The following is a 22,206-nucleotide window of genomic DNA, read 5'->3' on the forward strand; positions in this document are numbered from 1 at the left end:
TAGGGGTAGTCTTCTTCCTAAGCGGGGGGCGATGGGGCTTGTTCCCGCTTATGGGACGTAGGGGATAAGTTCATGTCAATCGAGCCACTCAGCTGGGAACGTGGGTCACAGCTCAATGACCCTGATCTGCGGACGGAAACCGTCGGCACGTCAGAGGCGCAACGATGGTCTGCGCCAGCACGCAGTGCCAATCTCGAAGCCGTCCGCACCGCGCTGACCAGCGTCGACTCCCTCGGGGTGGTCATCACCGGCGGACGTGGTGTCGGCAAGTCATCCTTGGCCAGGACTGCCGTCTCCGAGCTCGGTCCCGACGTCTGGACCCTGCAGTTGCGCTGCGGGACCACCACGGGCGACACCCCCTACGGCTGCCTGGCCTTCCTTCTAGCGCGTCTTCCCCAGGCATACATGGGTTCGCCAACCGCCATTCTCCGCGGCATAACGTCACTGATTCGCAGCGACGCCGCCGGCCGCCAATGCGTCATCACCCTGGATACTGCAGGCAGCATTGACGATATGAGCGCCGGTGTCCTGCTGAACATCCTGCTGACTGGAACCGCGCGCATTGTTGCCGTGGCACCGAAGATCAGCGATCTCCCGGCGGACTTCCACTGGCTTCTCACCGACCGCCGGCTGACTGAGGTCAGGCTGGATAACCTTAATGAGCTGCAGACCCGCCAGGTGTTGCTTTCCCTGCTGGGTCACCGGGTCTCCGCCTCCCTGGTCAGTACCTTCCACAAAATGGTGGGAGGAAACCCGCTGCTGCTCAAGGCCTTGGTGGCCGAGCAGCAGCAGTCCGGAAATCTGGTGCTGTCGGACTCAGTCTGGACATTGCGGGACAAAGTAGTGCTCGACGGCGCGGCGAGCCTCGAAGACATTGTGCGGTCGCGATGGTCCCGGCAATCTCCGCAGGAGCAGGAAGTCATCGAAATGCTTTCCTGTGCCCGGCGCGTGGAGCTGTCACGGCTCACAACCGTCTACGGTGCCGGCATCGTAGCGGACATGGAAGATGCAGGGCTGCTGGAGATCGACGCGTCCGAGAGCCGCTGGGTTTCACTCCGCGAAATGTACCTCGGCGACGTTGTGCGCTCCTGGCTGAGCATTACGCGGCGGCGGGAACTGCGGAATATCCTGCTGGCCGGCCAGGAACCCGACCCGGCCGGGATGACGGTGGAAGAGCTGATGGCGTTCGCTGCGTGGACGCACGAGTGTGAGGCCGAGCTGAGTCCGGCCATGGCGCTGGCCGCGGCCGAAGCGGCCGTTCAGCTTTTTGACCCGCGCTTCGCCCTCAAATATGCCGAGGCGTTGAGGCGCAACGATCCCCAATGGGTAGCAGGCCAGCGGCAGAAGGCTGCCGCCTACCTGCTCCTGGATCTTCCGGTCCAGGCGATGGCGGCCCTGGACGACATCTCCCAGCCGCAGCTGAACAGCCTTGATGTCCAGGAATACGCCCAAGTCATCGCCGCGAAGTTACGGGTCATGGTCTGGATGCCCGACCACGCAGGCAGGGTACCGGCACTCCTGGAAACGGCGCGGGAGCGGCTCGAATCTGAAGCTGGGAACGCGAAGGAATGGCCTGATCCTGTTGCCATTGCAGCCAACAGGATCAGCCTCAGCGAATTCGAGTACCAGGTGTTCGTGGGAGATTACGCAGCGGCCCTTCCTGGCTTGGAAGCCGCTGCCGACCCCGCGCTGAACCCCGATCTTTCGTTCCGGATGAATTCCGCAATGATCCTGATGACAGCCTTGGCCATGACCGGGCGGGAGATGGATGCCTTAAGCCTCATGAGGCAGTTGGGCGGCCAGATTTCCGACGCCGGCCAAATCGTGGGTCTGCGGGAGACTTTCACCGAGCGCGCTTATTATGTCCTGTTGACCGCCGGCCAGTGGCACCGTTGCATCGATCTCCTTAGTCCGTCAGCCCGCGAGATCCACCAGCTTCCCTACCGAAGCGCCGCCACTGAGTTGGCGGCCGGTATCGCTTACGTCTTCGCCGGGCGCGGCGCCGTTGCCTTGGATTCGCTCCTGTCAGCGGTGGCCCAACTTGAACTGCGGCCCGCCCAAGGCATCCGCCGAGAAGCTTTCGCAGCTGTTGCATTCGCCTATGCACAGTTGGGCAACGCCGGTCAGTCGCGGAAGTACTTGGACAAGCTGCAGCGGATCGGCGGCGCCGCCGATCATGTCACCCGGAGCATCACTGACTTCTGCGCCGACATGGCCGGCCGGTGGCTGAACGACACAGAGTCCGTCAACCGGCTGAAGGAGTCTGCCCGCCGCGACATCGCGGCAGGGAGGTACACGCTGGCCGGTATCAGCCTGCTGGGGGCTACCGTCCACGGTACAGAGGCTGACTTCCGGCTGCTCGAAGAAGTGGCCGGTCACCGCCAAGGTCCTTTGGCGGAAATCTCGCGTTTGATCGCACTGGGCACCCGGACCCGTGACGCCAAGACCTTGCTCGCAGGCGGGGAGTTGGCCGCCACCCTGGAACTGGATGCTGTTGAGGCACGCTGCATGGCGCTGGCTGTTGACTTCGCCCGCCAGGCGGGCGACCCGGCCGCCGCAAGGACTGCCCAGGCGCGGCTGGACATCCTGGCTTCCACTGTGGCCAGCCTGCCCATCGTGCCCAGCAGCGGCAGCCCTCTTTTGACCAGCAGGGAACGGCAGATTGCCCGCCTCGCGGGCAGGGGCGCTTCCAACCGCGACATTGCGCTGGATATGGGCGTCTCCGTCCGCACTGTGGAAGGCCACCTGTACCAGGTCTTCACCAAACTGGGAGTTACGTCCAGGGGTGATCTGACTGGACTCGTCTAACGGCCACTCGTCGAAACCGGGCCGCCAGCTCACGGGGCGGCGGCAGCCGCTGGATCGGATCTGCAACATCATCCGGACCCGAACCAGTCAGGCCGTGTTCCTGATGGCGGGCCCGGGCATCGGCAAGACCGCATTGGCCGAGGCCATTACCGAGCGGCTGGCCACTGACATGATCGTTGTTCAGATCCATGGAAGTTCCTCGCTCTCACGCGTTCCTTTCGGCATCCTTGCCCCCTACACAGGTGAGCTGACCGCCGAGGATTCAGTGTCACCGGTGGCTGTCCTGAGGTCCGTGTGGAGCTACTTTGAAAAGCTCAAAGCGGGCACGGATGCCCCGCTTCTGCTCGTCATCGATGATGCCCACCACCTGGACGAGGCCACGGCGGGCATCGTAGCGGACATGATCTCCGCCGGCTGGGCCAGCGTCGTGGCCGCAGGCAGACCGCGGCCGGGCCTGCCCCAGCCTCTGGCGCAGCTTTGGTATGACGGCCTTGCCGACCGGGTGGACCTTCGTCCGCTGAACCGGGAACAGATCGAGGAAGTCCTCGCCCACGCCCTGGACGGAACGGTGCCCGCCGGAAGCGTTGACACCATCTGGAGCGCTTCCGGCGGAAATCCACGGATCCTCGATGCCCTGCTCCACGACGCCGCCGAAGGGGGCCAGCTCGCCAAAAGGAACGGGATCTGGATGCTGCTGGGGCAGTTGCCGGCCGACGGGGTGCGGCTGACGAACGTTGTGGTGAAGGACATGCTGCGCCGCACTCCCGGAGAGCAGGAGGCCCTCAAACTTATTGCACTGGCCGGGCCTGTGAGCCGCAAGGTGATCGAGGACATCTGCGGCGCCGAAGTGGTGCGCTCCCTGCTTGACCAGCAGATGGTGGTGGAGAGTCATGGTTCGCCTGCCGATCTTCGGATCTGGAACGCCATGTTCGGCGACGCCCTCCGGTTAACCATTTCTGTTTCCCGGAGCCTGCAACTTCTCGAACGGGTACGCGAGCACCTGGGAACGTCCCCGGCCGGGTCAGAGGGCCGGTTGAGGGCCGTCGAGTGGGCGCTTGAATGCGGAGTGAAAATCGGAGAGCCGGAGCTTCTCGAAGCGGCCGGAACTGCGTTGGCGCACTTCAGGAGCCGGAGCGCCCGGGCCATGGCCGCGAAGATTGTGGACCCGGCCCTCGTGCCCGAGGCCCATGCCATTCAAGCGAGGGCTTTGTACAACGAGGGTGACTACGCCGGTGCGGCAAAGCACCTGGACGGATGCTGGCTGCCGCTGGGAGCCAGCCCCGCGGCCGCCCCCGCCCTGATGCTCAGGGCACTTGTCCATCAAGGTTTGGGAACACCACTGGCAGTGTTCGCGGCCGACTCCCGCGAGGCGCTCCGCAGCGCCGGCGTAGAAACTGCCGGTCCTGAAACTGGCGCAGACACAGGTACGCCCTGGCAAGAGCAGCTGCTGCGCATGCTGGAATTCGGCGAAGCCGGGAACTGGGCGGCCTTGGACAGCGAGGTCCGGGACCTCCGGATCCGGAACCCCGCCAGCGTTACCGACCATGCTCTTCGCACGGTGGGAACCGCCCTGCTGGCACACACCCACGCTGCAGCCGGACGCGCCGTCGAAGGCCTCGATGCCGGGCTGCTGGCGGCTTCGGAACTCGCTGCGCTGGAAACCGGTGTGTTTTTCTTCAATGAGTTCGTCCTGGTCCGTCTGGTGGCCGACTACCTGGCCCTGGGGGACTGGGAGTCGGCAGAGCGTGAGCTGGTGGATTACGTGGCAGGTCAGCCCCGGAATGCAGCAGCTTTCGCCGGCAGCGTCCAAGTGCTGCGCGGGTATTCCTTGCTGCGGCAGGGGCGGATCGAACGCGCTTACCAGACGCTGCTGCCTGCGGTAGAGACCCTGAGGCTCAACGATCCCTTGCAGGTGTTCCGATTCGGATCTGCGCTGGCTTTCTATGTGGCCGCGAGGCTGGGTGACGCTGCCCAATCCAGCAGGCTCGAGCTGGATTACAAGGACGCGCCTCAAGGTTCAGCCAGCCAGGAACTGCTCGCAACGGCCTACGCCGCGGCGGGTTCTGAGTATGTGGCCCGTGATGGGAAGGGACTGGCGTCCCTCCATACCCTGGCCACCACCCCGGAAGTCTCAGCCCGCTGCGGCACGCTGCTGGAACTGTTGGCGCTCTGCTGGGACCTGGGCGATCATTCGGTGGTCCCCTTAGTGCACAACCTGGCAGGCAATGTCCAAGGCCGCTGGGCTGCGGCGATGCACTCCCTCGCGGAGCATTGGGAATCCGCCGACGCCGACGCCCTCATGGAGATGGCGGCCCGGCTGGAAAACGAGGGCTTCGTCAATCTGGCAAGGGAAGCGTACGCGCGGGCAAGCTCCGTTTTCGAAGCAGCCGGTGAACGCCGTCGGTCCCGCCAAGCGGTGGCCCTGCGGGAGAAATGTGACCACGAACTTGGTGAGCGGTTCCGGGAAGGCCAGTTCATCGCCGCGGCGCCCACGGTGCGCCTCACCCGCCGCGAACAGGACATTGTGGAGTTGGCAGTCCAGGGCCTCACGGACCGGGAAATCGCCCAGCGGCTCATGGTCTCCGTACGGACAGTGGAGGGCCATTTGTACCGCACGTACGTGAAACTCGGAGTACGGAGCCGCGACGAACTGTCCACGGCCTTACCCCACTAAGCCCTAGTCAGCCCCACTAAGTCCTCCGCAGCACGTTTCTTTTCGCTCGCTCCGGCGCACGCTCTGGCCTGTTCTGGACGCCCGAGTCCTTTCGGTTTGCTGCCTGCCCCGTTCCAAGCCGGCTTCCCTGCAGTGCGAGGGCTACGTTCGAGTGGACCCCCTTCTGGAATGCGCGTATCAGCCGGGCCTGACCCCGTAGCCATACCGTCGAAGTAGAGTACTGCCTACTCGTGCCGTCCGGGTCGGCGTGCGATTAACTTGAGTCGGGAGGAAGGAGCGGCGAAAGCCCTCCTACTCCCACCATCAGACTTTCCAGGTCCTGTCTTAATGCAAACTTTCCGGCCCCCGGGCCGGACCGAGACTGGGCCGGCGACGTCAGAGTCTTCTGAGACCGAGGCTCTCCCCCCAGCCGTCGCCGGCCCTCTTATCCGCGGGCTGAAGCCCGGAGCCACTGTGGCGGGGGGGGGGGGGGGGGGGGGAACATGCCGTTCCGGCCATGGACAACGCCGAAGTACTCCGAATCAGGAATGACTTCCCGGTGCTGGACCAGCTGGTGAACGGCCAGCCCCTGGTGTATCTGGATTCTGGCGCCACGTCGCAGAATCCTTTGAGCGTTATCGAGGCTGAGCAGGAGTTCTACGAACAGCGCAACGCAGCCGTGCACCGCGGCGCACACCACCTTGCGGTCGAGGCCACCGAAGTCTTCGAAGAGGCCCGTCAGACCATGGCGGACTTCATCGGGGCCGACTACGCGGAAACCGTGTGGACCTCCAACGCCACCGAGGGCCTGAACCTGGTCAGCTATGCACTCTCCAATGCCGCACTGTGGTCCGCCCAAGGCCGCGGCGATGCCAGGCTGCGGGAGCTGGCTGTCGGCCCGGGGGACCAGATCGTGGTCACCGAAATGGAGCACCATGCCAACCTGATCCCCTGGCAGGAACTCGCCTTCCGTACCGGCGCCACGTTGCGGTACATCCCCATCGACGACGCCGGAGCCCTGCGCCTGGACGTCGCGGCTGAGATCCTGGGATGCAAAACCAAGGTCCTCGCCTTCACCCACGCGTCCAATGTTCTGGGAACCATCAATCCTGTCAGCGAGCTTGTGGCACTGGGCCGGGCGGCCGGAGCCCTGGTAGTGCTGGACGCCTGCCAGTCCGCGCCCCACCTGCCGCTGAACGTCAAGGACCTCGACGTCGACTTCGCAGTCTTCTCCGGCCACAAGATGCTCGCACCCACCGGAATCGGGGTGCTGTACGGCAAGCAGGACCTTCTGGATGTGCTGCCGCCGTTCCTCACCGGCGGTTCCATGATCACCACCGTGACCATGGAGCGGGCCGAGTACCTGCCTTCGCCGCAACGCTTCGAAGCCGGTACCCAGCGCATCTCCCAGGCCGTAGCCCTGGCCGCCGCCGCCAGCTACCTCACGGAAACGGGACTGGCGCGCGTGCACCGTTGGGAGATGGAGCTGGGCCAGCGCATGGTGGCCGGTCTGGAAGCCCTTCCCGGAATCCGCGTCCTGGGGCCCGCCGCTGGTCAGGAAAGGATCGGCCTGGCGGCATTCGACGTCGAAGGTGTGCACGCGCACGACGTCGGGCAGTTCCTGGATTCCCGGGGCATCGCCGTCCGGGTGGGTCACCATTGCGCCCAGCCGCTGCACCGCCGCCTGGGCCTGACGGCCACCACCAGGGCCAGTGCCTACCTATACAACACCACCGACGACGTCGATGCGTTCCTCGAGGCCGTTGCCGGCGTCCGCTCCTACTTCCGCGTCTGACGCGGCCACCCGAAGGTATACCGAATATGAGCCTTGACCAGCTGTACCAACAGATCATCCTTGACCATTCGAAGGCCCGCCACGGCAGCGGCCTGGCTGGCGTGGACGCACCCCAGGGCGCGACCACCGGACAGTCGCACCAGCTGAACCCTGTCTGCGGGGATGAAGTCACCCTTCGCGTCGCGGTGGAAGACGGCAAGGTCGCGCAGATTTCCTGGGACGGAGCGGGGTGTTCCATCTCCATGGCGTCAGCCTCCGTCCTCAGCGAGCTGGCGGAGGGGCTGACCGTGGACGAACTCCACGCGATCATCGGCAATTTCCGGGAAGTCCTCCGCTCCCGTGGGAAAGTCCACGCGGATCCGGAGATCCTCGGTGACGCGGCCGCATTCGAGGGTGTGGCCCGCTACGCCGCACGCGTCAAGTGCGCCATGATTTCGTGGGTGGCTGCCGAAGACGCGCTCAACCAAGCAGCATAACCCAGGCCCCACTGGGGGCGTTTTAGACAGAACAGGCCGCTTGGACAGCACAGGCCGCTTAAACAAACAGGCGCTTCCGCTGCCCTCCGGCAGGGGAAGCGCCTGCGTTATCCGCTGCAGACAGCCTGGGAGTCAGCCCAGCAGCCCGACGATGCCGATCACGGCGGTGGCCGCTCCCAACACCATGGAGATGCTGACGAGCACCACGTGGACCGTGAGGAACTTCGTTGCTTTGCCGTTGGCGTCGCGAGCCCGTGGATCCTTCATGACCCGGCGCAGGAACTGCGGCCAGACCACCAGCGACCAGACGCCGGCGATGATCAGCAGTAAGGCGGCAAACAAGGGAAGCTGCATTGACTCAGTGGCTTTCGAGCCAGGCCTGGGCCTGCTGCGACTGGATGTTCAAAGCCTTGGACACCATGGGTTCCGCGGCCTCGGCGATTTTGCCGCCCAGGAACGGCACGGACGAGGTCACGTTGCCCTCGAGCTCCACCCTGGTGGAGCCGCCCTCGGCAATAAGCCGCTGGACCGCGGTCACGTCGAGCGGAGCGCCGGCAATTTTCAGCGTGATGTTGCTCTGGCGGGAGCCATCCGCGGCGGGGGCGTCCCAGTTCTCCACCTGCGTCACCGTGAGCTTTTCGCCGACGAACTTGCGGGCGATTTCGGGCAGACGCGTGGTGGGCAGGGTCCGGACCGAAGTGGTGCTGAAAGCCCCGGCAACGTCACCGTCCACGGCGAAGGATTCGAGCGTGCCGCCGACGTATTCGCTCGTGTGCCGTTGGAAGTCTTCGTTGATGAATACGGCTGCGACGCTGTCAACGGCATGCGGAAGGGTGGTGGTTGCACTCAGTGCCATGGATCCTCCAGTGATACGGGGTCTGTACGCTTTTTGCTCCCAACATCCTACGGGGCGCCGGGCATGTTCATTGAACCGGCCTCTGCCCGCTCGGCGTCGGCGATCTTTTGTGCTGCAGTGGTGATGTTCCGTGCCATTGCCGGAAAAATGAGGCTGTGGAAGGGCAGGACGGCGAGCCAGTAGAGCCTCCCGCTGAGGCCTTTGGGGAAGAAGATGGCGCGCTGCCGGTAGCGGCTCCCGCCGCCGTCGGGCTCTACGGACAACTCAAGCCAGGCACGCCCCGGCGCGCGCATCTCTGCCCGCAGGCGGAGGAGTTTGCCGCGGTCTATCCGCTCCACGCGCCACCAGTCCACCACCTCGCCGGGGGCCAGGTTCCCGGGGTGCCTGCGTCCCCGCAGGAGCCCCGCGCCGCCGGTGAGCTTATCCAGCCAGCCGCGGACCCGCCAGGCCAGCGGCAGGGAATACCAGCCGTTGCGGCCCCCGATTCCCTCGATGACTGTCCACACGTGTGCGGGGTCAACGTCCCCGTGGAAAGTGCGCTCATCCATATAGACCTTATGGCCTGACCAGTCCGGGTCGCTGGGCAGGGGATCGGCGTCCACGCCGGCGCTGGCCCAGGTGGTCTCCACCTGGCCGTCACGCTCCTTGCCCAGGGCCAGGGCCACCGCGCGCCGGTACGTAGTCAGGCCGCCCTCCGGCACGGGAATGACGGAGTCGATGTCGTGCTCCCGGGACACGGCGTCGTGCTGCAGCGATTGGACCAGCGGCAACGACATGGACAGGGGGATGGGTGTTGTGAGGGCCACCCACAGCCCCGCAAGTTTGGGCGCGGGAACCGGCAGTGCCAGGACCACCCGATTCGGCAGTCCGGCTTCGGCCGCGTACTCCTTCATCATGCCCGCGTAGGTCAGGACCTGGCGGCAGCCGATATCGAACGTGCGGTTCACGTGTCCGGTCAGCGAGGCTGCGCTGACCAGGTAGTACAGGACGTCCCGGACGGCAATCGCCTCGATCCTGTTGCGCACCCAACTCGGTGCCGGCATCAGCGGAAGGGTTTCGGAGAGGTGCCGGATCATTTCGAAGGACGCAGAACCGGATCCGATCACCACACCGGCCTGGAAGACCACCGCGTCCACCGGGCTGTCCAGGAACACCTTGCCAACCGCCTCGCGGGACCGCATGTGAGTGGACAGTTCCACATCGGCGGGGTGCAGGCCGCCGAGGTAGACGATCCTGTCCACGCCAGCCTCAGCCGCCGCCTGGGCAGCGGTCTGGGCCATGGCTTTCTCCTTGGACTCAAAGCCCGAACCGGCGGCCATGGAGTGCACCAGGTAGTACAGTACGTCGACGCCGGCAAGCGCGTCGCGGAGGGCCCTGGCGTCGTCCAGGCTGCTCTGAACCACCTCCACGTCCTCCAGCCAGGGCACGCCCGCGATCTTGGCTGGAGTCCGGACCAGGACCTTTACGGTGTGGCCTGCCTCAAGCAGCCGCGGAACAAGCCGGCCGCCGATATAGCCGGTGGCCCCCGTTACCAGGACGGTGCGGGCCTCGGTGCGAGGTAAGGATTCGGTGGTGTCGGGCATGTGACTCCTTTTGTGGGCGGCGATTCGGAGCGCTATCACTTTGGCATTCGGAGCGGCCGTGCGTCCGGACGGCAGTGGATCCTGAAAGCTTAGTCCGGCGCGCAGCGCGGTAGGCTGGGATTACCCGGTATTCGCAGCGAATTTCGGCTTTTCGTGTTGCCTGCGCTTCCCCTGAACACCACAGGCCTTGAACACCACAGGAGTTTCTGCCATGAGCCCGAGCGCCTCCCGCACCGGTCCCTCCCATCCCGGCCCGTCGCTGGCTGGACTCCGCCAAGCACTGACCGAGGACCGGACGTTTGCCCGGGTCAAGGCCGAGGCAGGACGGGGATTCGATGTCCGCGGCCAGGATTACCAGATCAGCGCACCGGCAGGACTCCGCGCCGCCCTGCTCGCAGAAATGGCCGACGGTTTGGCCGCCGCCACCCCCGAAGGAACGCCCGACGGCGGGATCCCCGCGATGGTGCTCGCTGTCACCGCTACCGGACGGGAGGCCGAAGACCTGACGGCTGCCTTGCGCGCCTACCTGCCGGCCGATTCGGTGGCCGAGTTTCCCAGCTGGGAAACGCTGCCGCATGAACGGCTCTCACCCCGTTCGGATACAGTAGGGCGGCGGCTGTCCGTCCTACGGCGGCTGGCGCACCCGGAAAGCTCGCCGGCGGGTCCGCTCCGGGTGGTTGTGGCTCCGGTCCGTGCCGTGGTCCAACCGATCGTGGCCGGGTTGGGGGAACTGGTTCCGGTCACCCTGAAGGTTGGCCAGGACATCCCTTTCACTGACGTTGTGCGCCGGCTGGCCGATGCCGCCTATGCCCGCGTGGACATGGTCACCCACCGCGGCGAGTTTGCCGTCCGCGGCGGCATCATCGACGTCTTTCCGCCCACCGAGGACCACCCCATCCGGGTGGAGTTCTTCGGTGACGAGGTGGACCAGATGCGCTGGTTCGCCGTCGCGGACCAGCGCTCGCTCTCGGCCCCCGGCATCCACCACCCCACTGAACTCCACGCGCCCCCGTGCCGCGAGATCCTGATCACACCGTCGGTGATGTCACGGGCCGCGACGCTGAAGACACAGCTTCCGGCGGCAGCGGACATGTTGGAGAAAATCGCCGGCGGAATCGCCGTGGAAGGCATGGAGTCCCTCGCGCCGGTGCTGGTTGACTCGATGGTTCCCTTCGTCGAGCAGTTGCCTGCAGGGTCGATCTCGGTGGTCATCGAACCCGAAAAGGTCCGTACCCGTGCGCATGATCTTGCAGCCACCAACGAGGAGTTCCTGGAAGCCGCCTGGTCCACCGCGTCCGACGGCGGAACTGCGCCCCTGGATCTGAGCGCCCAGGCTTCAGAGGCCCTGCACTCCGCCAGCTTCCGCTCGCTGGCCGAAACCCGCAGCTCTTCGCTCGAACACGCCGTGTCCTGGTGGTCCATCACGTCACTGGCCACCGACGAGGAGCTGCTGCCGGAAATCGACGTCCTGAACCTGCATGCCCGGGAACCGCGGGGGTACCAGGGCGACGTGGCCGAAATGATGGAATTCATCGGCTCGCACGTCCGGGACCAATGGCGGATTGTGGTGGTCACGGAGGGGCCCGGTCCGGCCCAGCGGCTCGCCGAACTGTTCCACGACGCCGACATCCCCTGTGCCCGCGTGGACACCCTGGACAAGGAACCACAGGCGGGCATCATCGAGGTGACCACCGCCGCCGTCGGACGCGGTTTTGTCCTGGACAGCCTCAAACTGGGGCTGCTCACCGAGGCGGACCTGCTGGGCCGGACCTCCGCTGGTTCCACAAAAGACATGCGGCGCATGCCGTCCAAGCGGCGCAACGCCGTGGACCCGCTGCAACTGGTGGCCGGTGACCACGTGGTGCATGAACAGCACGGCATCGGGCGCTTTGTTGAGCTGATCCAGCGCAAGGTCGCGGGCGGCGGGGACGGCGTGCGGGAGTACCTGGTGCTCGAGTACGCCCCGTCCAAGCGCGGCGCCCCGGGGGACAGGCTCTTTGTCCCCACCGACCAGCTGGACCAGGTGACCCGCTACGTGGGCGGCGATACCCCTGCACTGAGCAAGATGGGCGGCTCGGACTGGGCCAGCACCAAATCCAAGGCCCGCAAGGCCGTCAAGGAAATCGCCGGCGAACTCATCCGGCTCTACTCCGCGCGGATGGCGTCCCGCGGCCACGCCTTCGGCCCGGACACGCCGTGGCAGCGCGAGCTGGAGGAAGCCTTCCCGTACGTGGAAACGCCGGACCAGCTGACCACCATCAACGAGGTCAAAGCGGACATGGAGCGCGAGATCCCCATGGACCGCCTCGTCTCCGGCGACGTGGGCTACGGCAAGACCGAGATCGCCGTGCGTGCCGCGTTCAAGGCCGTCCAGGACGGCAAGCAGGTGGCGGTCCTGGTGCCCACCACACTGCTGGCACAGCAGCACTACGAGACATTTACCGAGCGCTTCTCCGGATTTCCGCTGCGGGTCAAGGCCCTGTCACGCTTCCAGAACGCCAAGGAATCCAAGGAAACCGTGGAGGGCGTCAAGACCGGTTCCGTGGACGTGGTGATCGGCACGCACCGGCTGCTGTCCAAGGACTTCGCGTTCAAGGACCTTGGCCTGGTGATCGTGGACGAGGAGCAGCGCTTCGGCGTGGAGCACAAAGAGGCGCTCAAGAAGATGCGCACCAACGTGGATGTGCTGGCCATGAGTGCCACGCCCATCCCGCGCACGCTGGAGATGTCGCTGACCGGGATCCGCGAAACCTCCACGCTGGCCACCCCGCCGGAGGAACGCCACCCGGTGCTGACCTACGTGGGCCCGTACACGGACAAGCAGACCTCGGCTGCCATCCGGCGTGAGCTGATGCGCGAAGGCCAGGTGTTCCTGGTTCACAACCGTGTGTCCACGATTGAGCGGACGGCGGCCAAGGTCCGTGAACTGGTTCCGGAAGCGCGGGTGGAGGTGGCGCAAGGGCAGATGTCCGAGAGCCGGCTGGAGCAGATCATCGTGGACTTCTGGGAGAAGCGCTTTGACGTGCTGGTGTGCACCACCATCATCGAAACCGGCCTGGACATTTCCAATGCCAACACCTTGATCGTGGACGGCGCGGACAAATACGGGCTGTCCCAGCTGCACCAGCTCCGGGGCCGTGTGGGGCGCGGCCGTGAACGCGCCTACGCCTACTTCCTGTACCCGTCCGAGAAGCCGCTGGGCGAGGTGGCGCTGGAACGCCTCAAGGCCGTGGCTACGCACAACGAGCTCGGTGCCGGCATGCAGCTGGCGATGAAGGACCTCGAGATCCGGGGTGCCGGCAACCTGCTGGGCGGCGAGCAGTCCGGCCACATCCAGGGTGTTGGCTTTGACCTGTACATCCGCCTGGTGGGCGAGGCCGTGGCTGACTACCGCGGCGACGCCGAGGAAAAGGCCGCTGAGATGAAGATCGAGCTGCCGGTGAATGCCCACCTGCCGCACGACTATGTGCCGGGGGAGCGGCTGCGCCTGGAGGCCTACCGCAAGCTGGCTTCGGCCTTGACCACCGAAGCCATCGAAGAAGTCCTGGCCGAGCTGGTGGACCGCTACGGGGAGCCTCCGTTGCCGGTCCAGAACCTGATTGCCGTGGCGCGCTTCCGCGTGGGCGCCCGGGAAGCGGGCCTGTCCGATGTCGCGCTGCAGGGGAACTTCATCAAGTTCTCCCCGGCCCAGCTGCCGGAGTCCAAGCTCATGCGGCTCACACGCATGTATCCGGGCTCCCAGTCCAAGCCGGCCCTGGACGCGGTACTGATTCCGAAACCGAAGACGGCCCGGGTGGGCGGGCGGGACCTGCAGGACGCCGAAATCCTGGAATGGGCCAACGGGGTCATCAGGAACATCTTCTCCGACGCCCCGCTGGCGGTGGGCTGAGCTTTGATGGGAGGACATCACGCCGCGTCTGGAGCCGCGGCGTGGGTAGCTATTGCCTCGACCGGGCCATACACCCTGGGCTGGTATCCGCTGGACGCCACCGGAATCCTGATCGGGGGCATGGCGACGGCGGGCACAGCCCTGGTGTGCGACTGGGACCACCGGCACAGTACGGTGGCGAACTCGCTGCCGCCGCTGTCCAATGTCATCGCCAGGGGGATTGAGAACGCCAGCGGCGGGCACCGGCAGGGAACGCACTCCATTCTTGGGGCGGCCTTCTTCGTAGTGTTGGCCATGATGGCCGGCCAGATCCAGGTGCAGACCGGCTGGGGCCTGCTGTCCGTCGGCGCCGGCCTGCTGTGCATGTTTATGATCAACATTGCGGCCAAGGCGCTGAAGCTGTTCCCCAAGTCCGGTTTCATCAGCAACTGGATCTTCGGCCTGACCATGGCCGGACTGGTGACGTGGTTCGCCCCGCACCAATGGACGTGGCTGCCGGTGTCCATGCTGACCGGTGTTGTGGTCCACATCGTGGGGGACATGATCACCACAGGGGGAGTGCCGCTGCTCTGGCCGATCGTCGTCAAGCCGCCGCGGTTCCTGCGCAAACTCCCGGTGCTCAACGACGTCTGGAGAGCCAACGGGGCGTTTTCCCTGCCGCTGCTGGGCCGCGCCGGGTCACGAAGGGAATGGCTGGTGCTAATCCCCGTGAGCGCCTACGCCATGGTGGGAATGTGCGTTGCCGCCTGGGCAGTGGCCCGGCAGCACGGGCCGGAAGTCCTCGCTGCGGTGGTCAACGTTATCCACCCTTAAACAAACCAACGCGGGGTCACTTAATGCCCAATAATCCCCTGAGGATAGGCAGTAAGTGACCCCGCGTTGGTCTTAAAGCGGTAGGGCTTTATTTCCCGCCGGCTGTGTCGGAGCGGCCTGTGATGGTCTGCGGGATCCAGAACGCCAGGGCGAACAGGATCAGGCAGGCGGCCATCGGCCAGGGGTTGCCCAGCGTGAGGAAGGAGAGCGAGTAGAGGGCGCCGAAGAACAGGGCCATCATGACCACGAACAGGACGATGCTGCCCGCCAGGTTGTTTTCGTTCTCCGGGGTCTGCACCCTGACACTGCCTGACGCTGTGGTCTTGCTGGACATTCGTTCCTCCTCGGCCCCGCGGGGCTCAATCTGTGGCGGCTCCGGGCGGCGTCAGTAGCCGGCTGAACCCTGTTCACCCTTGACGATCGCAATGCCGGAGCTGGCACCAATACGTGTTGCACCTGCAGCAATCATAGCCTGAGCGTCCGCCAGGGAACGCACCCCGCCGGAGGCCTTGACGCCCAGCTCAGGGCCGACAGCCCGGCGCATCAGGGTGATGTCGTCCGCAGTGGCGCCCCCGCCGTTGAACCCCGTGGAGGTCTTAACGAAGTCCGCCCCAGCCTCAACTGCTGCCTGGCAGGCCAGGACCTTCTGGTCGTCGGAGAGAAACACCGTCTCGATGATGACCTTCAGGATGGCGCCGCTCGCGTGGACGGCTTCGGCGACGGCGGAGATATCGTCCACCATGGCGCCCTTGTCCCCGGCCCGCGCGGCTGCGATGTTGATGACCATGTCGATTTCGTCGGCCCCGTCCAGCACGGCACCGCGGGCTTCAAAGGTCTTGACATCGGTAGGAGTCGCCCCCAAGGGAAAGCCGATCACTGAGCACGTCAGCACCCCGGAACCCTTGAGTGCGGTTTTGACCGTCTTGACCCACACGGGGTTCACGCAGACAGACTTGAAGTGATATTCGGCGGCCTCGGCACACACCTTGAGGATATCCGCTTCGCTGGCTTCAGGCTTGAGCAGCGTGTGGTCGATGTAGGACGCGATGTTGCCCGGCGTTGAGTCCGTACCAGCTCCGCGCTGGCCGGCAGAAGTGGCTTCGTTGCTCATGATGGTCCTTCCCTCGTGGCCTTGTGGGCCGCTGGAGCCACGGAGTGCGTGGCCATTCAGATGACCATCTTGTCATAGCGGCACCCGCGATCTGCCAGCAGGGGGGCCGCTCAGGCGGCTGCCTGGAGGACAGCGTCAGAGGACGACGCCGACATCAGCTGGGCAGCGCAGGCACCGGCCGCGGAAGCCGCGGCGACCAGCAGTCCCAGCCTGACGCCGTCGAACGTTGCGGCGTCCCCGACTGCCCAAATCCCGGGCACGGAGGTGCGGAAATCCTGGCTGATGGCGATCCCGCCGCCGGGCGCCGTCCGAAGCCCGGCGCTGGCAGCGAGTCCGTCGAGGGAAACCCGTTCCTCGGCTAGAACCACGAGGTCGCCGTTCATGGTGCTGCCGTCCGGAAAGACAATCCCGGCGGACTGCACCCCCGGGCCGGACGTCCGGGGTGTCACGGCCGCAGGCCGCACGGTGGTCCGGACGGGCCGGACGCCGCCGGAGCGGAGCACTGCCTCGGCCTGCCCGGCCGCCGCACCGGTGCCCACCAGGATTCCCAGCGGACGCCTGCCCAGTTCCTTACCCAGGTCCTTGACAGCTGACCCGATGCGGGCGGCGTCGTCAATGGTGGAGTAGCTCAGGCAGTGGTCCGCACCCTCCACGGGGGCCTGCTCCGGTGCTGAACCTGTGGCGATCACCAGGTGGTCGTAGCCGAATTCCATGCCGTCGGCGGTGGTCACTGTCCGCGTTTCCGGCTCGATGAAGCTGGCGGGCTGGCCGCACCGGAGCGAGACCTGGGGGAGGGTGGCCAGTTCCAGGAGTTCCAAAGTGGCGTCGTCGCGGTTGCTGAGGACCGTGATGGTGCCGGCGAACCGGGCCCGGTCCAGTTGGCTGACGAGTGCCTGGGCAGCGGGCCCTGCGCCTGCGATGACAATGCGGGTAGCGGTGGAGGTGGACATGGAGGATGCCGGAGTGGACATGTGCTGGCCCTTTCGCTGGCGGCCGTTGAACGGCCGGAACTTCGTGATGGTGCCAGCGTAGGCGGCCCTTTTTTCCAACGTGTTTCCCCGTCATTGCCGGTTGAACGGGGTGCGTTCGCCAATGTTTACCCGCCAGTAATGCCGTGGGTCACACCCGAATCCGGTACCCCCGCTTGACCACTGTTTCCACGAGGCGGCCGTCCGGCAAGGAGGAGCGGAGCCGGCTGACGGTCATGTCCAGGGCGTGGACTGAGCCCCGCAGTTCGAGCAGGTCCGAAAGCGCTTCCCGGGACAGTACCGCCCCGCCAGCCCCCAACAGGGCACGCATCAGCAGCAGCGGCGCCGGAGCCAGCTCAACAGGCTGCCCGTCCACGCGCAGGCTCCGGCCGCGCAACTCGATGTTGCCGGACCCGGTGTCCAGGCGGCGGACGTGGTTCAGGGCGAGGTGCTCGCACACCAGCCGGATCAGGGCACCCATCCGAAACCGCTCGGGAATGAGCGGAGTAACGCCGGCGTCAAGGAGTGGCTGCGCTGTCACGGGGCCAACCACAGCGGTGGTGACGTTGGTCTTGAGGCTGTGGATCAGTTCCTTGTAGACGCCCATTTCGTGCGCGGTGCTCCACATGGCGTCAACCGCGGGCGCGCTCGTGAAGGTGAGCACATCAAGGTTCCCGCTGCACGCAGCCTCGATGAGGCGCGGAAGCCGGTCTTCGCCGTCGGGCTTCACCCACCGGTAAGGGGTCACGGTCAGGACGGTGGCACCGGACATGCGCAGGCGTTCCAGCTGCCGCACATCCGTGTAGCCGTGGAGCTGCACGGCTACGGTCTTGCCCCGCACGCCCTCGGTGAGCAGCATGTCCACCAGTGTGGCAGTGGTTTCGTCGCTGCTGATGCCGACGTCGGCGAGGCCGGCTGCGCGGACGGCACCCCGGGCTTTGGGCCCGCGGACGAACATCCGGCATGCGCCCAGCGTCTCCAGCAGCTCCTCCCCGATTCCGAAGGAATCAGCCGCCTCGCACCAGCGGCGCATTCCGTACGCTGTGGTGGCAATGCAGATGTCCGGGCGGGCGGCGATGATGGCCTTGGTGTCCTCGATGAGGCGGATGTCCTCCTGCACGGGCGCAATCTTCAGCGCCGGGGCGTGCAGGACTTCCGCGCCGCGGCGTTCCAACGCCTCGATCAGGTCCCGGGAGCGCCGGTGTGAGGTGACGCCGATGCGGAAGCCCTCCAGCGGGGAGCCTGCGGCGTCGGGTGCTTCTTCAGCCTGCGGAGTTTCTGCCGGTGCCAGTGCGTTCATGGGGGTCAATCCTTTCACGAACCCAGCAGCGAGGCCGCCAGCCTATCGAGGTCTGCGGCTGCTTCAGCATGTCCGCGGTTTGCTTCAGCCACCCGGACCACCTCGCCGATGACCAGCACGGCGGGGTTGCTGCACCCGAGGGCCGCCGAGGTAATGGTGCCCAGGTCAGCGATGGTGGTGCGCTGGCCGGGACGGTAGCCGCGTTCGACGACGGCCATGGGCATATCGGGGCGCATTCCGGCTTTGCGGAGCCCGGCGGCGAGCTGGTGCAGCGTGCCGATGCCCATCAGCACCACGATGGTGCCGCCGAGACCTGCCAGATGCGTGTGTTCCTTTTCGGTCAGCGGCGCGTGGCCGGAGACCACGGTGAACATGTGGCTGACGTCGCGGTGTGTGACCGGGATGCCGGCGGCGGCCGGAACGGAGATTGCGCTGGTGACACCGGAGATGACGCGGACGGGCACGCCGGCTTCAACACAGGAGGCCACCTCTTCGCCGCCGCGGCCGAAGACGTACGGATCGCCGCCCTTGAGCCGGACCACGTTGTTGCCGTCCAGGGCAGAGGCGACCATCAGCTTTTCGATGTCGGCCTGGCTAACCTTGTGGTGGCCGGGCTTCTTGCCCACATCCACCAGCTCGGCCGAGGTCAGGGTTGGCAGGTCCTGGCACGGCGCCAGCCGGTCGTAGAACACCACATCGGCATCGCGGAGGGCGTTGACGGCGGCGACGGTCAGCAGTTCGGTGGTGCCGGGACCGCCACCCACCAGGGTGACATGGCCAACGGGGCCGGCGGCCGGTTCGGCCGCCACCGGGATGCCTGTTGCGTGGCACCTGCCCAGCATGGCTTCCCAGCCCGGCTGGCCGTCGTCGACCGCTGCCACCAGGAAGGGCCGCTCGGGGAGCGGCCCGTCATGCGCGGCACCCTGCGGGGTGCTGAGGCGGTAGACGACGGCGCCCGCGGCTTCGTAGCGGTGCACCGCTTGGCGGGCGGCGTGGTCGGAGCCGGTAACCAGGACGTCACGGCCGGTGAGATCAATGCTGAGCTGCATGGCTATCCCTCGTTCTCGTCGCGGGCACGGACCGGAATGGAAGCGCCGATCAGGACGGGCTGTTGGCTGGCGCGGTCTTTTTCTTCCGGCGTTGCCGGCCGCATCTGGCCACGTTCGTCGGAGACGAAGGTGATGGAGTCGTCCTTCTGGTCCGGGGCGTTGACGAAGGACCGGAACCGGCGGAGGCGTTCGGGGTCCTTCAGGGTGTCCGCCCACTCGTCCACGTAGGTGTCAACGTGCTTGGACATGGCTGCCTCGAGCTCCTCGGCGATGCCCAAGGTGTCCTTGACCACCACATCCTCGACGTGCTTGATGCCGCCGTCGAGCTCTTCCTGCCAGCGCGCGGTGCGCTGGAGGCGGTCGGCAGTGCGGATGTAGTACATGAAGTACCGGTCGATGTATTTGATCAGCGTTTCGTCGTCGAGGTCTTTGGCGAGCAGCTGGGCGTGGGCCGGGGTGGCTCCGCCGTTGCCGCCGACGTACAGGTTCCAGCCGTCGGCGGTGGCGATGACGCCAACATCCTTGCCGCGGGCTTCGGCGCATTCACGGGCACAGCCGGAGACGCCCATCTTGAGCTTGTGCGGGCTGCGGAGGCCGCGGTAGCGGAGTTCGAGCTGGATGGCCATGGCCACCGAGTCCTGCACGCCGAACCGGCACCAGGTGGAACCAACGCAGGACTTCACGGTGCGCAGGCTCTTGCCGTAGGCCTGGCCGGATTCGAAGCCGGCGTCCACCAGTTCCTTCCAGATTTCCGGCAGCTCCTCGAGGCGGGCACCGAACATGTCGATGCGCTGGCCGCCGGTGATCTTGGTGTACAGGTTGTACTTCTCGGCCACGGCGGCGATGACGCCGAGCTTCTTCGGGGTGATCTCGCCGCCGGCGATGCGGGGGACCACCGAGTAGGTGCCGTCCTTCTGCATATTGGCGAGGGCGCGGTCGTTGGTGTCCTGCAGGGTGCCTCGGCCGGCGTCCAGGACGTAGGCGCCGTTCTGGCTGGCCAGGATGTTGGCGATGGTCGGCTTGCAGATGTCGCAGCCGGCCCCGGTGCCGTACTTGGCCATGATCTCCTCGAAGGAGGTCAGTTCCAGGACGCGGATGGCGTCGAACAGTTCCTGGCGGGAGAGCTCGATGTGTTCGCAGAGGGCCTTGGAGACCTCGACGCCGGACTTGGTCAGCTCGGTTTCCAGCAGCTTCTTCAGCATCGGCACACAGGAACCGCAGCTGGTTCCGGCGCGGGTGCAGCCCTTGAGCTCGCCGAGCTCCTGGACGGGAGCGTTGCCGTCGCAGGCGCCGCAGCCGTTGATGGTGTCGCGGATGGTGCCTGCTGCGACGTTGTTGCAGGAGCACAGGATGGCGTCGTCCGGGAGTTCGGTTTCCGGGGCGTCGCCGCCGCCGGCCGCCGTGAGGTAGGCGCCTGGCTCCGCGCTCAGCTCGCGGCCCAGGAGCGGGCGGAGGCTGGTGTAAGGGCTGGCGTCGCCCACGAAGATGCCGCCCAGGAGGGTCTTGGCGTCGTCGGTGGTGACGATCTTCTGGTAGACGCCGCGGGCGGGGTCGGCGTAGACGATCTCGAGTGAGTGCTCGGTCTTGGCGAAGCCGTCACCGAAGCTGGCCACATCCACGCCGGAGAGCTTGAGCTTGGTGGCGGTGTCGAAGCCGGGGAAAGTCGCCGAGCCGCCGTGCAGGCGGTCGGCCACGATCTCGGCCATGGTGTTGGCGGGGGCAACGAGGCCCAGGCACATGCCTTCGAAGTTGGCCACTTCACCGATGGCCCAGATACCGTCCACTTCGGTGGCGCAGTAGTCGTTGATGACCACACCGCCGCGCTGGCCCAGGCTGAAGACCTGTTCTTCGCCGTCGGCGGCTCGGAAGAGTTCGTCGCGGGGCCGGACGCCGATGGCCACGATGACCATGTCTGCCTCGACGATGCGGCCGTCGGCCATGAGGACGCCGGTCACCTGGCCCTCGTCGTCCGACAGGACTTCCGACGGGTAGACGCCGCCGTGGACTTCGAAGCCCTTGGCTTTGATCAGCCGGCCCATGGCCTGGCCCGCGCCTTCGTCGAGCTGGGTGGCCATCAGCCATTTCGAACCGTCGATGACGATCGGAGTGGCGCCGAGCTGTTCGGTGCCGGCAGCCGATTCGAGCCCCAGGAGGCCGCCACCGATGGTGACGGCGTTGACCTTGCGGCCGAGCTTTTCGGTGAGCCCGGCGATGGTCTTGTTGATGGCCCATACGTCTTCAAGCGTGCGGTAGACGTGCGTGAGTTCGTTGCCGGGGATGGGCAGGCGGGCGGCATTCGAGCCGGTGGCCACCACAAGGTGGTCGTATCCGACGGTGCTGCCGGCAGCGGTTTCCACCGTTTTGGCTTCGGCATTAATCTTCACCACGCGCTCGCCGGTCTTCAGCTCCAATGAGGGGTGGTCCCACATGGACGCTGAACCCAACGTCAGGTCCACGCCGGTGTCCGTGAGTGCCTTGGAGAGGGCCACACGGTCGTACGGCAGGTGGGCTTCCTCGGTGAGGACCGTAACATGCCAGCCTTCGAGGCCACGGGAATGCATGGCATCGGCGAAGCGGTGGGCAGCAGGGCCGCCACCGGCGACGACGACGCGGCGCGGGTTCTCTGTGCTTGAAGTCTGTTCGGTCACTGTGGGCCTTTCGCATGGGCCGCAGACGGTGTTCTGCGACCTTCTCTGACGAGTGTCCATTCAGACTAGGCAGCCGCAGTTTCGCTTCAGTTTCCCAATTGTTTCGTGGGCTTAACTTCTGCATCACGAACGCATTTCCGATTGGGTGAGTTCTCTTTTACCCCCCGGACACATTCACTGCACGCCGTTGAAACACCCGGTGCCTACGTTGTTAGTACGGCCACGAAGGTCATGACGGGCACACAAAAGTGGGCCAA

At 66.0% G+C, this 22,206-nt stretch carries 15 protein-coding genes; 6 read left to right on the forward strand and 9 right to left on the reverse strand.

Features of this window, described 5'->3' with window-relative positions:
* Window positions 1-72: 72 nt before the first annotated feature.
* The 4 genes from AB4Y73_RS10530 (at window position 73) to sufU (ending at window position 7,732) form a co-directional block, all read left to right on the forward strand.
* Window positions 73-2,808 (forward strand): LuxR C-terminal-related transcriptional regulator, encoded by a 2,736-nt coding sequence (locus AB4Y73_RS10530; RefSeq protein WP_441871373.1) that lies wholly within the window; start codon window positions 73-75, stop codon window positions 2,806-2,808.
* Entirely contained in the window at window positions 2,795-5,482 is a 2,688-nt protein-coding gene (locus AB4Y73_RS10535; protein WP_441871423.1) for a LuxR C-terminal-related transcriptional regulator, read from the forward strand. Before AB4Y73_RS10530 ends, AB4Y73_RS10535 begins: the two co-directional genes overlap by 14 nt.
* 496 nt (window positions 5,483-5,978) lie before the next feature.
* Window positions 5,979-7,256, forward strand: coding sequence for a SufS family cysteine desulfurase (locus AB4Y73_RS10540; RefSeq protein ID WP_441871374.1), 1,278 nt, complete (start codon window positions 5,979-5,981; stop codon window positions 7,254-7,256).
* 26 nt (window positions 7,257-7,282) lie between these two features.
* Complete coding sequence (sufU, locus tag AB4Y73_RS10545; RefSeq protein WP_441871375.1) at window positions 7,283-7,732, forward strand: Fe-S cluster assembly sulfur transfer protein SufU; 450 nt, start codon at window positions 7,283-7,285, stop codon at window positions 7,730-7,732.
* 132 nt (window positions 7,733-7,864) lie between these two features.
* Here sufU and AB4Y73_RS10550 read toward each other — a convergent pair whose 3' ends face one another.
* The 3 genes from AB4Y73_RS10550 to AB4Y73_RS10560 are packed head-to-tail and all read right to left on the reverse strand — an operon-like array spanning window position 7,865 to window position 10,171.
* Window positions 7,865-8,086: an SCO4848 family membrane protein gene (locus tag AB4Y73_RS10550; protein WP_441871376.1), complete on the reverse strand. Its 222-nt coding sequence runs from the start codon at window positions 8,084-8,086 to the stop codon at window positions 7,865-7,867.
* A gap of 4 nt (window positions 8,087-8,090) precedes the next feature.
* Window positions 8,091-8,588, reverse strand: a complete 498-nt coding sequence (locus AB4Y73_RS10555) for a DUF2505 domain-containing protein (protein WP_441871377.1) — start codon at window positions 8,586-8,588, stop codon at window positions 8,091-8,093.
* A gap of 47 nt (window positions 8,589-8,635) precedes the next feature.
* Window positions 8,636-10,171: an SDR family oxidoreductase gene (locus tag AB4Y73_RS10560; protein WP_441871378.1), complete on the reverse strand. Its 1,536-nt coding sequence runs from the start codon at window positions 10,169-10,171 to the stop codon at window positions 8,636-8,638.
* A 211-nt stretch (window positions 10,172-10,382) separates the two neighbouring features.
* Between AB4Y73_RS10560 and mfd the strand changes: the two genes are divergently transcribed.
* Both mfd and AB4Y73_RS10570 read left to right on the forward strand, forming a co-directional pair.
* On the forward strand, window positions 10,383-14,060 hold the full coding sequence (mfd, locus tag AB4Y73_RS10565) for a transcription-repair coupling factor (protein ID WP_441871379.1): 3,678 nt from the start codon (window positions 10,383-10,385) through the stop codon (window positions 14,058-14,060).
* A gap of 6 nt (window positions 14,061-14,066) precedes the next feature.
* The gene (locus AB4Y73_RS10570) at window positions 14,067-14,873 is read left to right on the forward strand and encodes a metal-dependent hydrolase (RefSeq protein WP_441871380.1); all 807 of its coding nucleotides are present in this window, start codon (window positions 14,067-14,069) and stop codon (window positions 14,871-14,873) included.
* 88 nt (window positions 14,874-14,961) lie between these two features.
* Here the strand turns inward: AB4Y73_RS10570 and AB4Y73_RS10575 are convergent, their stop codons facing one another.
* The 6 genes from AB4Y73_RS10575 to nirB form a co-directional block, all read right to left on the reverse strand.
* A complete protein-coding gene (locus tag AB4Y73_RS10575; protein WP_441871381.1) occupies window positions 14,962-15,207 on the reverse strand; it encodes a hypothetical protein in 246 nt (81 codons plus the stop codon).
* 51 nt (window positions 15,208-15,258) lie between these two features.
* Window positions 15,259-15,984, reverse strand: coding sequence for a deoxyribose-phosphate aldolase (gene deoC / locus AB4Y73_RS10580; protein ID WP_441871382.1), 726 nt, complete (start codon window positions 15,982-15,984; stop codon window positions 15,259-15,261).
* Between the two features lie 110 nt (window positions 15,985-16,094).
* A complete protein-coding gene (locus tag AB4Y73_RS10585) occupies window positions 16,095-16,955 on the reverse strand; it encodes an FAD-dependent oxidoreductase (protein ID WP_441871383.1) in 861 nt (286 codons plus the stop codon).
* A gap of 148 nt (window positions 16,956-17,103) precedes the next feature.
* Window positions 17,104-18,252 carry a uroporphyrinogen-III synthase gene (locus AB4Y73_RS10590; protein WP_441871384.1) on the reverse strand — a complete coding sequence of 383 codons (1,149 nt, stop codon included), beginning with the start codon at window positions 18,250-18,252 and terminating at the stop codon, window positions 17,104-17,106.
* 14 nt (window positions 18,253-18,266) lie between these two features.
* The gene (cobA, locus tag AB4Y73_RS10595; protein WP_441871385.1) at window positions 18,267-19,301 is read right to left on the reverse strand and encodes a uroporphyrinogen-III C-methyltransferase; all 1,035 of its coding nucleotides are present in this window, start codon (window positions 19,299-19,301) and stop codon (window positions 18,267-18,269) included.
* Window positions 19,302-19,303: 2 nt separating this feature from the next.
* Entirely contained in the window at window positions 19,304-21,949 is a 2,646-nt protein-coding gene (gene nirB, locus AB4Y73_RS10600) for a nitrite reductase large subunit NirB (protein ID WP_441871386.1), read from the reverse strand.
* Window positions 21,950-22,206: the final 257 nt, after the last annotated feature.

This window comes from Pseudarthrobacter sp. TAF60_1, assembly GCF_052113505.1.
Taxonomy (GTDB): domain Bacteria; phylum Actinomycetota; class Actinomycetes; order Actinomycetales; family Micrococcaceae; genus Arthrobacter.

What these genes read in the sequence shown, in the direction of transcription:
- mfd (WP_441871379.1), top strand. Translation starts at nt 10,383, where the DNA reads ATGAGCCCGAGCGCCTCCCGCACCGGTCCCTCCCATCCCGGCCCGTCG.
- AB4Y73_RS10590 (WP_441871384.1), bottom strand. Translation starts at nt 18,252, where the DNA reads ATGAACGCACTGGCACCGGCAGAAACTCCGCAGGCTGAAGAAGCACCC.
- sufU (WP_441871375.1), top strand. Translation starts at nt 7,283, where the DNA reads ATGAGCCTTGACCAGCTGTACCAACAGATCATCCTTGACCATTCGAAG.
- AB4Y73_RS10575 (WP_441871381.1), bottom strand. Translation starts at nt 15,207, where the DNA reads ATGTCCAGCAAGACCACAGCGTCAGGCAGTGTCAGGGTGCAGACCCCG.
- AB4Y73_RS10585 (WP_441871383.1), bottom strand. Translation starts at nt 16,955, where the DNA reads ATGTCCACTCCGGCATCCTCCATGTCCACCTCCACCGCTACCCGCATT.
- AB4Y73_RS10570 (WP_441871380.1), top strand. Translation starts at nt 14,067, where the DNA reads ATGGGAGGACATCACGCCGCGTCTGGAGCCGCGGCGTGGGTAGCTATT.
- deoC (WP_441871382.1), bottom strand. Translation starts at nt 15,984, where the DNA reads ATGAGCAACGAAGCCACTTCTGCCGGCCAGCGCGGAGCTGGTACGGAC.
- AB4Y73_RS10530 (WP_441871373.1), top strand. Translation starts at nt 73, where the DNA reads ATGTCAATCGAGCCACTCAGCTGGGAACGTGGGTCACAGCTCAATGAC.
- cobA (WP_441871385.1), bottom strand. Translation starts at nt 19,301, where the DNA reads ATGCAGCTCAGCATTGATCTCACCGGCCGTGACGTCCTGGTTACCGGC.
- AB4Y73_RS10560 (WP_441871378.1), bottom strand. Translation starts at nt 10,171, where the DNA reads ATGCCCGACACCACCGAATCCTTACCTCGCACCGAGGCCCGCACCGTC.
- AB4Y73_RS10540 (WP_441871374.1), top strand. Translation starts at nt 5,979, where the DNA reads ATGGACAACGCCGAAGTACTCCGAATCAGGAATGACTTCCCGGTGCTG.
- AB4Y73_RS10550 (WP_441871376.1), bottom strand. Translation starts at nt 8,086, where the DNA reads ATGCAGCTTCCCTTGTTTGCCGCCTTACTGCTGATCATCGCCGGCGTC.
- AB4Y73_RS10555 (WP_441871377.1), bottom strand. Translation starts at nt 8,588, where the DNA reads ATGGCACTGAGTGCAACCACCACCCTTCCGCATGCCGTTGACAGCGTC.